We start from the raw sequence: 12665 nt of genomic DNA on the forward strand, positions 1-12665 counted from the left end.
TTTATAGCCATAGTAAAACCTTTCTATAATAAAAAGCAAATATAAAGAAACCAAAAGAAATAATATAAGTTATTATATCAAGTGAAGTTAAACTTGCCATTAAACCAATAAAAATTGTTGTAGCAACATTTGCTAACATAAAAATCATATCATTATATGAAATAACTCTACCCAAATACTTTTCTTCACAATTTTCTTGTAATAAAGCATAAGTATATGACCATATAATAGTAGTAAAAAATCCTGTAATAAATAAACCTATTAAAGCTAAATAGAAGTTAAATTGTAAAGAAGCCCAAATAGAAATCCCTACTCCTTGCAAAATTAAAAGATAAAAAAAGTTTTCTTTATTTGCAAATTTTCCTAAATAGTATGGACCTATCATAAGTGCTAAAGCTCTAACTGCATTTGAAATACCAATAGATAAAGGAACTGAAATTACATATTTATACTCATTTTTAGCAAGTAGTGTAACTAAAGTATCAAAAGAGGTTAAACCTACACTTGAATGTAAAATTATTAGATGTATTATAATTTTATTGTTTTTAATATAAACAAAACCATCTTTTATAATTCTAAATATTTTATCTTGAACTTCAGATTCTTTTACTACAAAATTAATATTTATAAATACAATTAGTGCAATTAAAAATAATAAAGCATCTAAAATAAAAGCTATTTTAACTCCCACATAATTAACTACAACCCCACTAATAGCCATACCAAAAGCATAACAAAAAGACCATAGAATTGAGTGAATTTCATTTGCTTTTTGTAAAGCAGGCCCTTTAAGTAACCTAGGAAGAAGTGACATTTCTGTTGAAAAAAACATAGAAGCACTACTCATTCTAATAAAAATTAAAATAAGCAATAACCACATATCTTCACTACTATCAATTAATAAAAAACCTAAAGTCATTAAAAATTCTGTAAATAATAAGCTTAGCATTAATGGTTTTATTTTAAATCTATCAATAATCGCCCCAGAAAAAGGAGCAATTACTATTGCAGGAATAAAGTGCATTGCAGTAACTACAGAAATAGCAAAAGCAGTAGATTGAAATTGTACTAGCATTGTATAAATTGCTACATTTGAAAACCAAGCACCAAAATAAGAAATAAACTGCACAAGGGATAAGTCTCTAATTACCTTGTGCTCTTTAAATAATTTACGATAGTTCAATATTAACTAAAACCTCTTGATACATAGCGCTGTGAGAAGATTCATCGCTTTGATAAGGAGTTAAATAATTTGCATTTTTATTACCAGCATAACATAAAACACAATTTTCTTTAACATCAAATGTTGTTTTTACTTCAAATTTAGCATTACCATATTTTGAAGATAAAGTTACAATATCACCATCTTTATAACCAGTTTGAGGATTTAAATATAAATAGTTGTCAATTTTAAAAGAAGAATTTAAATTTTTCTTTTTCTTTGCAGTTATAAAATAATATTGTTCTTTTAGTTTTTTTTCATATAGATGTTCTACTTCTATATCATCTATAAATTCAAACTTTTCAAACTCATATGCTTTAGGCTGATATTTTATATAATAATCCAATATCTCTTTTTCTTTTTTTAAACCATCAAATTTAAAAGTATCAAATAAATATTTTGTTAAATTATATTCGCTTATAGTCTCACTTAAAGGTTCTTGTACTTTATTTGAAATAGCTTTATATTCATGACCATAAGAAAGTCTTACATCATCTTTTTGTAAAAAAGAACAAGCAGGAATTATTAAATCAGCATATTCACAAGTATCATTTATATTTATCCCCAAATAAACTACAAAACTATTTTTTAATCCTTCAATAACTCTTTTTGTATTTGGAGCACTTACAACAGGATTTGCTCCTTGTATAAAAACAAGTTCATATTTTGAAAAATCAACTTCACTAACATTGATTTTTTGATGTTTAGTTGAAAAATTAAATTGTTCTTCATAACCATATTTTGAATTACTTAAATACCAAACCCCACAATGCTTTAAAGGATTATGCAATCCTAAAAAAAGCTGCAAAAGAGTCTATACATCTAGTAATATTTGCACCTTCATAATATTTTTGTACACCAAGTCCTAAAACAAGTGCTACTTTTTTATTTTCAATTATTTCAAAAAATCTATTTATATCCTCTAAGCTAACACCTGTTGCCTCTTCATAAGAAAGGATTGGTCTACTTTTAGCCAACTCAAAAAACTCTTCACTTGTTTCAAATTTATTACAAAACTCTTCATCTTCCAAATCTTGCATATATGCAAATCTTGTAAGTAGTAAAGCTAACTCATAATCTGTTTTTGGATTTAAAGCTAAATGTAACTCTGAATTCTTTGCTATATGAGTTTTTATTGGATCAATTGTAATAAAACTTTTATTTTTTACCAATTCATACATATGAGAAGAAGTAACAGAGAAATTTCTTCCCCATACAATTATCACATCAGCTTGTAATAGTTTTTCTAAAGGAGGGTTTACAACTTCTCCACGAGTAGCCTTAATCCCTTCTCCTCCTCCACCATCACATAAACTACCTTGTGTTAAAATAGAACCATATTTTGCAAAAAAACTTTTTAAGCTACTTTGCATTACTCCTAAATTACCACTACCTTTATAAAATAAAGAGTTTTCTGGTTTAACTTCTTTTAATTTTTCAACTAAAATATTTAATGCTTTATTTAATGTTATTTCAGCATTATTATAAATAGGAGTTTTTAAATATTCTTGTTTAATACAAGATATAAAATTAGCACACATATTTCCATTTGTAGGATAATGCTTTTTATTTCCTTTTATTTTTCCATTTTCAAAAACTGCTTCACAAGCATCATAACAATCTAAAGGACAAGCAATTTTATTATTTAAACTCAATTTTAATTAACCTTGAAAATTTTTTTGGATTTTTTATATGTATTTCCACTTTATATGAAGAGATATGTTCACTATCAGCCACATCATATATTTTTGTAATTTTTATATCTGATTTTTTATCATCAATATAAATATTTTTTGTTTTAATATCTTCAATATCTGCAATTGGAATAAAAATTTCTAATTTTCCTTTAGATAAATCTTTTGCTTCATAAAGTAAAGTTCCAGGAGTTACATAGTCTCCCTCTTTTACATTTATATTATAAATATAATTACTCTTCTCAACTAATTTTTTATTTTTAATACTATCTTCAAGATTTGCTATTTTTATTAAAGTATCAGCTTTTGAAGTCTCCAAATTTATAACTTTTATTTTTTGAGTATCTTTTTCAAACTCAGATTTTGAAGAGACTTTTGTTAATCTTTCAAAATTTCTTTGCTCAATAGAAATCATATTATTTATAGATTTTAATTTATTTTTAGTTTGTTCTAAATCAACTCTATCAACATATGAATCAAGTTCTATTACAGTGGAATTATTTGCAAGTTTTCCTTCTAATTCATCATTTGAAAAAATAACTTTACCACTTACACTTGCTTTTATTTGATAACTATTAATTGGTTCAAGTTTTGCATAATAAACAGATGCAAAAGCTAAATTCATAGTAAAGAAAAATATAACTAAAAGCCTCATTTTTTTATCCCTTTTTCATTTTTAATAATTGTGTAAATCTCTTTTTTTAAAGTTTTAAAATCTTTTTCATCACTTATATCTTGAAGTTGAAAAATCTTTTTGTCTAAAGTTTCATTAACTTTAAGAAAAACAATAATAATTTTTATTAATTCATTTTTATTTTTACTATTTTTTATTTTAGCTAGAAGATTACTCTCTTTTTGCTTTTTAAACTTTAAATTTATAGCGTATTTATATAAATAAATTATAAATAAAGTAAATATTACTCCTAAAAGGAAAAATAAAATTGAATTTTTATATGAGAATTTTTCTACTATTACCTTATTTACAACTTCTTGCTTTTTAGAAGGTAATAAAAGCTGTTCTTCTTTTTTATTTTGTTTAATTACTTTTATTTTATATAAAGGTGTACTTTTTTCTACAACTTTTTGTAAGTTTTTATCAAAATATTTTATTGTAATTGGTTTAATTAACATATCTTTATTTGGAATAATAGAAAATACCTTTTCATAAGTTCCAAAATATCTATTTTGTACAATATTAGTATTTATTGTTGGTTTATTTTCATAAATAGTTGCTTCAGTAATATCTAATTTTATATCATCTATATCATCTATATTTCCAAACCCATCAATTTTTACTTTAAATGAAACTGCATCTCCTTGAGTAACCTCAGTTTTAGATAAAGAACTATCAATATTAAACTCACCTACTAATTTAATACTTTGTGGTAATTCTTTTACTTCTAAAGTAAGTTTATTTGAATATATTGATTTATAAATATAATTATTAAAAAGCATAAAATCATTTGAGCTATTATCAACTAATTTCATAACCATTTCAAAAGGTTCAATATTTAAAGTTCCACTTTTTTGAGCAAATACTAAAAACTCCATTTCATGGACATAATACTCACCTTGTTTATATTCCTTTTGATTTTTTGTTTGTTTATACCAAAAGTTATCAAAATTTACTTGGGCTAAATTTAAGCCTTTTATATTTAAAGTATCTAAATATTTAAACTTTAATTTTAATCTAAACTCTTCTGAAACATATACACTAGCTTTTGAAACTGATAACTCAAAATCTGCATATTTACTAAAAGTTTTTGAAACTTCTTGTTTTTTTACTTCTACTTTTGTAGTTAAAATTTCTTTATTATCAATTACAAATTTAAAAGAGGGAATTGTAAAATCAGTTGTAGGAATAAAACTATATTTTCTTATAAAGTTTCTAGTAACTTTTGAATTTATTACATTTAAGCCATTTACAGAAGAGATTAACTCAACTTTATTACCTTGTATTTCTTCTATTTTGGGAAAATTTACTTCATTTCCACTTGCTATTATTTCAAAAACATAAGGCTTATTTACTATAAATGTTAAAGGTGCATTTATTTTTACCTCAGCATTTAAAAAGTTAAAAAAAAGTAATAAAATAATTAGAGTTTTTAAAGCTTTCATCTTAGAACTCTACTGTTCCTTCAATTGCAAAGTTTGCTCTTGAATCAAGTTCTGCATGGGATAATACAGCTACTTGTAAACCAAACTTTTCATATATTTCTGAAATTCTTTTTCTTAAAAGAGGATCAACAACCATAGCAACTTTACTATAGCCTTTTAGTTCAACCTCTTCCATTACAGCTTTTGTTTTTGTTACAAGATTATTAATTTCAGCAATTGATAACATAAGTTGTGAAACTCCATGATGTTCTTGTAATTTTCCAATAAATTGTTGTTCAATTTCTGGTTTTATTGTAATTATATGTAAAACCCCGTCTGTATCTTTAAATCTTTGTGTAATTAGTCTATATAACTTACTTCTTACATGTTCTAATAATACATCCGGTGCTTTAGTAAACTCTGCAATATCTGCAATTGCTTCAACTATTGTTAGCATATCAACAATTGGGATTTTCTCATGTAAAAGGTCTCTACAAACTTTTAATAGTGAGCCATAAGAAGTAACTTTCATAGCCTCTTCTACAACAATTGGGAAATCTTTTTTTAAACCATCAATTATATCAACAATATCTTGTCTTGTTATAATATCTTCTGCATGTTTTTTTATAACTTCTGAAATATGAGTTGAAATAATTGTTGGAGCATCAACTACTGTAAAACCTTTCATTAATGCTTCTTCTTTTAAATCCATATTAATCCAAGTTGCTTCAAGGTTAAAAACAGGTTCTTTTACATGTAAACCTTTTAGTTTTTCATTTCCTATACCACCCATTGCAAGAAGCTTATCTGTTTCAACTTTTCCTTTTACAATTGGAATTCTTTTTAAATACAATTGATACTCATTTTGCATAAGTGAGGCATCATCTGAAATTCTAATTTGAGGTATTATAAAACCTAAATCAGCCGCAATTGTTTTTCTTATACCTTTAATTTTATCTAATAATTCAGAATTTCCTTGCACTAATTGTAAAAGCCTAAAGCCCAGCTTTAATTCTAAAACTTCTAGTTTCATAATATTTTCAATTACTTGTCCCTCATCTTGAGTTTTTTGTTTTTTCATCTCTTTTAACTCTTCAGGACTTTTTGTAATTTTTTTAGATTTTTCACTAATTTGAGGTTTAAAAAATCTTGTTAATGCATTATCTTGATTATCTTCTATCATATAAATCGTATAACCAATAAACATCATTAAAATTCCCATAATCATTAAAATTCCCGTAGGGAACCCTGGAACAAAACCAAATAAAATCATCCCTATACCAACAAGGATTAAAGATTTACTATCTTTTACTAATTGTAAAACCGATTGATTTGCAAATCTATCTTCATCCATATTTGATCTAGTAATAATAATTGCCGTTGCAGTTGATAAAATTAAAGCTGGAATTTGGGCTACAAGACCATCTCCAATAGTTAAAATAGTATAAATTCTTCCACTTTCAGAAACAGTTAAATCATGTTGGAAAAGACCTATTAATAATCCTCCAATTAAGTTTACTAAAGTAATAATAATACCAGCAACAGCATCACCTTTAACAAACTTCGAAGACCCATCCATTGCCCCATAAAAATTTGCTTCAGAGATTAAAGATTTTCTTCTTATTTGAGCTTCTTTATCATCTATAAATCCAGCATTTAAATCAGCATCAATTGCCATTTGTTTACCTGGCATAGAATCAAGTGTAAATCTTGCAGTAACCTCTGCTACCCTTGTAGCACCCTTAGTTACAACCATAAAGTTAATAAGCACTAATATGATAAATACAATAACCCCAATTACCATATTACCACCTACAACAAACTCACCAAAAGCTGAAATTATGGAACTTACTGCATCAGGACCATTATGTCCTTCACTTAAAATTGATCTAGTAGTTGCAATATTTAAAGATAGCCTAAATAGTGCTAAAATTAAAATTAAAGTTGGGAAAGTTGTAAGATCTGATGGTTTTTGAATATATAAAGAAATTAATAAAATAAGTAGCGATAAAGATAAAGATACCACCAAAAAGAAATCCAAAATCCCTTTTGATAAAGGAACAATGATAATCATTAAAATAGCAACAAAAAGTGCTACAACAACTAAGTCTTTTGACAGTATCTTTTTTATATTCATTTATACCTAAAATTAGTTAATATAATTTACTAACGACAATTGATTCATTTTATTTACAGTTGAATAAAGTGCTGTAAATGTTAATTCCAAAGCTTTTGCCTCCATAGCAACTTTTCCTAAATCTACACCAGCAGTCTCTCTAAATAAAATATTAAAGTGAGTTATCTTTGCTGAAACTTTCTCAGAAGAAACTTCAAATATCTTATTTCTTACTCCCAAGGCACTATGTGCAGCATTAATTGAATCAAAGGCTTGATTTACTTTACCTAAGCCATCTTTTAATTGAGCTTTAGCTTGATCCTCAGTAATTGGGGCACCTGTTGAATCAACTTGATTTAAAGCATTTACAAGATTATCAATAACATCAAAAATATTCTCTTTTGATTTTAATACTTGACCTGGAGTTGAAATTGGATTTGTTGTTTCATATTTTGCAGGAACAGTTGCTGGTAAAATCTCTGTTAAAGGCATAGTTTCTGTTGATGCACCTATTTCAGTATGTTTTACAAGCTGCGGAACACCTGCATCTAAAACCCATTCATTTCCTGAATTATCAACTACTCTTTCATTTGCAGTAAATGTAAGTTTTTCTCCATAATAAGCTGTGTCATTAGTATTCATCATCATATCAAAACCAGTAACACCCCTATCCCTATAAGAGCCTTCATCTACAGCAACTTTTTTTAAGTAGCCATTACCTACATATGTTACATCTCCTGTAACTGGGTCTTGTTCAAAAGGAGGTTTAGTACCTTCTGTTCCAGAAAATAAATATTCTCCATTTGATTGTTCATTTGAGAATAAAAATAAATTCTTTTTCATCCCCTCTAAATTAATAGCAATATTCTTTTTTGATTCAGGATCAATTCCATCATCTAAAGCTCTAATAATTTCTGATTTTAAAGAAGAGATAATATCTTTAATTTCAGCCAATGAAGAATCAGCTGATTTATTTTGTGCTGCTGTAATATCAATTTGTTTTTTAATACCATCGAAAACAGATATTTTATCTTCAATATAAATCTCTTTTGTAAAAACTAATGAATCATCACTTCCATTATCTATCTTTTTTCCAGTACTTGATTGATAACTTATTCTTTCTTGCTCTGCATTTAGCAAAGATAGTCTATAAATAGATTCGCTTAAACTATTAATCATTGTAGCACCTCCTTAAACATTCGAACAATCTCTTCAAAGCTATATTGTTCTTTAGTGCTTTGAGTTAGAAAACTTCTAATTTTCTCTTTTTTAGCCAAGGCAACATCTAATTCAGGGTCCATCCCTGGTTTATATGCACCTACTCTAACTAACACTTCATTCTCTTTTATAAGAGATAATACTCTTTTTAACTTTAAAAAGTAATTATAGTGCTCATCTTCAACAACTTTATCCATTACCCTAGAAGCTGATTTTAAGAGATTTATAGGGGGATAAAACCCTTGTTCTGTTAAATCTCTTGTTAAAACAATATGCCCATCTAAAATTGATCTACTTTGATCAGCAATAGGGTCATTCATATCATCTCCATCAACTAAAACTGTAAAAAAAGCAGTAATTGAACCTTTTTGATTACTACCTGCTCTTTCCATTAATTGAGGAAGTAAAGCAAAAACGGAAGGAGGGTATCCTCTACTAACAGGTGGTTCACCTGTACTTAAACCTATTTCTCTTTGAGCCATTGCAAATCTAGTAACTGAATCCATCATTAAAAGAACATCATGCCCTTTATCTCTAAAAAATTCAGCAATTGCCATAGCTGTAAAAGCACCATATTTTCTCATTAATGCTGATTCATCAGAAGTTGCTGCAACTATAATTGTATTTTCAAGATTATCCCCTAAATTAAAGTGGATAAATTCAGGTATTTCTCTACCCCTTTCTCCAATTAAAGCAACAACTTTAATTTGAGCTTGGCAACCTTTAACAATCATACCCATTAAAGTAGATTTACCAACACCACTTCCTGCAAAAATACCAACTTTTTGCCCTTTACCTGTTGTTAGCATAGAATCTATTGCCTTAACACCTGTTGAAAATCTTTGATTAATTATACCTCTTTCAAGTGCAGGCATTGATAATTTATTTATAGCAGAACTCTCAAGAATATCTTTAATTTTTCCTTTATTATCAATAGGCTCTCCTAAGGCATTTACAACCCTACCTAAAAGACCATATCCAGTTTTAACACTAAGACCTTCTTTTTGTAAATAAACCTTATCATTTATTTTAAACCCCTCTATAAAAGAAAAAGGAACAATTGTAAAATTTTGTCCATCAATTGAAGCTACCATACCAAGAACAGTATAAAGATGTTGAACTGATTCAATTTTTACTATATCACCAACAGCTACTTCAATACCTGCTGCAACAATTGTTGTAGAACTAATATGATTAATTCTACCAAAAGCAATAGATAAATTTGCACTGTCAATACTATTTAATAAGCTATCAATATCTATCATTACATCTCATCACACATTTTTTTATATAAGCTATCTGTTGCGTCTTTTATCTCTTTACACTTTAATACAAATTCTGCTTTTTTTTCATTATTACCAAAAGTTTCATAGCTTTTAATTATTTCATAATAAGCCCTAGCCAAATCATTTGGTTTGATTTTTCTATTAGTATCCACTCCTTCAAGTAAATACTCCAAAGCCTTTGCTAAATTATTTTTATCTTTTTCATATTTTGCTAATTCTAATTCTACAAAAGGAGAATAAACTCTTGCTTTTATCTGCTTTTGTTTATTGTATAGTTTTAGTAAAATATCATACGCTTCATCTTTTTTATCTTGAGATAAAAGATATAAATAGTATTGATAATAAAAGTCAATTATTAAAGGATTATCTTTATTTTCTTCAATATAGTTTTTATTATTTTGAGCATAAGCATAAAATCTTTGCATTGAAGTTGGTTCATTTAAAGCATTTATAATTAAAAATCTATATAAAAACTCTTTACTTAGAATCTCTTGTTCATTTACCATTTCTACTTTAGCAGAATATGATAAAGCCTCTTCTAAAAGGCCTAATTTATAAGCAATTTGTTCTAAATATAAATAAATTTGTCCATCTCTACTTCTATTAAAAGCATCTTTTGCCATAAGATATGCTCTTTCATAAGGCTCTTCTACCATACACTGGAAAAATTTATATTTTGTATCATTATCTTCAATTAGCTTTTGTAAAGTCTCTCTTCTTGAAGTTTTTAAAACTTCAGTTAATTCAGAACATTTACCCTCTTCTAAATACTGCTTAATCATTTCAATATTAACCACATCAAAAATAGCACTCATACTATCATAACCAAATCGTTTAGCTATTTCATTTGAGATTTTACTATACACTCTTTTTTTTCTAAGAATAGTTTGATATTTTTTATCTCGCTTTTCAAGTAATAATTCTTGTAATAAAACTTTTTGTTGCATTGATTCAGAATTTAAATATTTATTAGCAATAGTAGCAGGGTCAATTTTCCCCTCCCTCATAAAAATCTCATCAATATACATTTTAGCTTTATCTACATACATACCCTCTGGAAATTCATTTAAAATATCTTCATATAAATCTTTTGCAAGTAGGAGATATTTGGGTGTTCCTTCATACATTAGCATATATGTATTTGCTAATTTATATTTAAAATCTTCAATAGCTTCTTTTTTTTGTGCTTTTTTTAGTAACTCTTTTAAAATTTCAACAGCAAATTCAGGCATCTTTGCTTTTATTAATTTATCAACTTTTTCTAAAGCCAAATAAGAATCATTTGCATAATAATCTATATTTTTCTTTAAAACTTTTGAAATTAAATCATAAGCTTCATCATATTTATTATCAGCAATATATACATCAAAAAGTTCATCAGCAACAATTGTTGCAACTAAAATATCAGTTGTTTTAGTTAAAACTTCATATAAAATTCTAATTGCTTTATCATATTTATATTGGTATTTATAAACCTTTGCTAAATGGATTTTACCATAAGCTTTTGTAACCTCATCATTAAAGTTATTTATAATAATTTCTGCAAAATATTGGGCTTCTGTTGTTTTATTTGATTGTAGTTTTAAATCCACTAATAACATATAAGCTTTTGGTAACTGGTCTTCCCTAATTTTTGAACTATTTATTGCACTTTCTAACTCTTTTGCAGCATCTAAAATATATTTTTTAGATTTTTTTCTTAATGAAAGTTCTGAATATAAAACATAAATATCACTTTCCAATAGTTTTATTTTATTTTTATTTTTAAAATCATTTATTTGAGTATAAGCTTCATCCACTTTACCCTCTTTTGCTAATCTTTTTGCATTTTCAATAATATCAAAACCATCAGTAATAGCTTGTTTTCTTTCTTGTGAAATTTGTTCATTTGAAGAGTTTATAAAGCTATAATAAAAATCTTTTTTTCCATAGGAAAAAGAAAATAACAATATTAAAATTAATAGATTTTTCAAAACTTTACCTTTTCTTCTTTTTTAATTCAAATACATAAGCAAATATTTCTGCAATAGCTTTATAAAAATCCCCAGGTATTTCTTGAGAAATTTCAATTTGGTCATATAAAGATCTTGCAAGAGCAGGATTTTCAATAATAGGAATATCATTTTCTTTAGCAACATCTTTTATTCTTAAAGCTAAAAAATCAATACCCTTTGCAATAACTTTTGGTGCAGTATCAACTTTATTATCATATTTTAAAGCAACAGCATAATGAGTTGGATTTGTAATAACAACATCTGCATCAGGTACATCAGACATCATTCTTTTCATTGCCATTTGCATTTGTATTCTTCTAATTCTACCCTTAACTAATGGATCCCCATCCATATTTTTAAATTCATCTTTAATATCTTGCTTACTCATTCTTAAAGATTTAAGATAATAATATCTTGTGAAATAAAAATCCATTATAGCAAAAATTATTATAATTAATAATATAGCTGCTAAATAGTAAATTGTTAAGTCAATCATCTTTTGCAAAGAGGCATATAAATTCATATCCATCATTGCTAAAAAGTCATTTCCTGTTAGTAAAATAACTATTACCATCACACCCATAATAATTATAAGTTTTAGGGTTAATTTAAAAGACTCTATTGCTTTTTTTACACCAAAAATATTTCCAAAACCTTTAATAGGGTCCAGCTTTTGTAAATCAAATTTTAAAGCAGTTGAAACAAAACCAAACTGCGTCCAATTTGTAATTAAAGTTAAGAGTATAACCAAAGCAAAAATTGGTGCAAGAGCTGTTAATATAGTTATTGTCATAGAATAAGTAATTGTATAAAGTACACTATTATCTAACTCTTGCCCTATAAAACTATAAGAATACATCATTAACTTTTTAATTTGAAGCCAAAAGTGATTTGAAAAAAACAATAAATATATAGAACCAAAAAATAAAATAGCTGCACCCGTAACTTCCATAGATTTATTGACATTACCTTCCTTTTTGGCATCTTCAATTTTCTTGGGTGTGGGTTCTTCGGTTTTTTCGTCTTCGTCAGCCATCT

At 26.5% G+C, this 12665-nt stretch carries 10 protein-coding genes; all 10 read right to left on the reverse strand.

What is annotated here, in order from left to right; translation table 11 throughout:
• Window position 1 precedes the first annotated feature (1 nt).
• Genes AMYT_RS10940 through flhB form a run of 10 tightly spaced genes read right to left on the reverse strand, consistent with a single transcriptional unit; the run spans window position 2 to window position 12663 of the window.
• Entirely contained in the window at window positions 2-1183 is a 1182-nt protein-coding gene (locus AMYT_RS10940; protein ID WP_114842567.1) for an MFS transporter, read from the reverse strand.
• Window positions 1170-2030 carry a molybdopterin-dependent oxidoreductase gene (locus tag AMYT_RS10945; RefSeq protein ID WP_114842568.1) on the reverse strand — a complete coding sequence of 287 codons (861 nt, stop codon included), beginning with the start codon at window positions 2028-2030 and terminating at the stop codon, window positions 1170-1172. The genes AMYT_RS10940 and AMYT_RS10945 overlap by 14 nt, the downstream gene beginning before the upstream one ends.
• A complete protein-coding gene (locus AMYT_RS10950) occupies window positions 2005-2877 on the reverse strand; it encodes a molybdopterin-dependent oxidoreductase (RefSeq protein ID WP_114842569.1) in 873 nt (290 codons plus the stop codon). The genes AMYT_RS10945 and AMYT_RS10950 overlap by 26 nt, the downstream gene beginning before the upstream one ends.
• Window positions 2864-3571, reverse strand: a complete 708-nt coding sequence (locus AMYT_RS10955) for an HlyD family efflux transporter periplasmic adaptor subunit (RefSeq protein WP_114842570.1) — start codon at window positions 3569-3571, stop codon at window positions 2864-2866. The genes AMYT_RS10950 and AMYT_RS10955 overlap by 14 nt, the downstream gene beginning before the upstream one ends.
• Window positions 3568-5034, reverse strand: coding sequence for a BatD family protein (locus AMYT_RS10960; RefSeq protein WP_114842571.1), 1467 nt, complete (start codon window positions 5032-5034; stop codon window positions 3568-3570). Before AMYT_RS10960 ends, AMYT_RS10955 begins: the two co-directional genes overlap by 4 nt.
• A gap of 1 nt (window position 5035) precedes the next feature.
• Window positions 5036-7150, reverse strand: coding sequence for a flagellar biosynthesis protein FlhA (gene flhA, locus AMYT_RS10965; RefSeq protein WP_114842572.1), 2115 nt, complete (start codon window positions 7148-7150; stop codon window positions 5036-5038).
• Window positions 7151-7162: 12 nt separating this feature from the next.
• Entirely contained in the window at window positions 7163-8308 is a 1146-nt protein-coding gene (flgL, locus tag AMYT_RS10970) for a flagellar hook-associated protein FlgL (RefSeq protein ID WP_114842573.1), read from the reverse strand.
• Window positions 8305-9612 carry a flagellar protein export ATPase FliI gene (gene fliI, locus AMYT_RS10975; protein WP_114842574.1) on the reverse strand — a complete coding sequence of 436 codons (1308 nt, stop codon included), beginning with the start codon at window positions 9610-9612 and terminating at the stop codon, window positions 8305-8307. The genes flgL and fliI overlap by 4 nt, the downstream gene beginning before the upstream one ends.
• Complete coding sequence (locus AMYT_RS10980) at window positions 9612-11606, reverse strand: YfgM family protein (protein ID WP_114842575.1); 1995 nt, start codon at window positions 11604-11606, stop codon at window positions 9612-9614. The genes fliI and AMYT_RS10980 overlap by 1 nt, the downstream gene beginning before the upstream one ends.
• Before the next feature lie 4 nt (window positions 11607-11610).
• Window positions 11611-12663 (reverse strand): flagellar biosynthesis protein FlhB, encoded by a 1053-nt coding sequence (flhB, locus tag AMYT_RS10985; RefSeq protein WP_114842576.1) that lies wholly within the window; start codon window positions 12661-12663, stop codon window positions 11611-11613.
• Window positions 12664-12665: the final 2 nt, after the last annotated feature.

Origin of the sequence: Malaciobacter mytili LMG 24559 (assembly GCF_003346775.1) — a bacterium.
GTDB classification, from domain to species: domain Bacteria; phylum Campylobacterota; class Campylobacteria; order Campylobacterales; family Arcobacteraceae; genus Malaciobacter; species Malaciobacter mytili.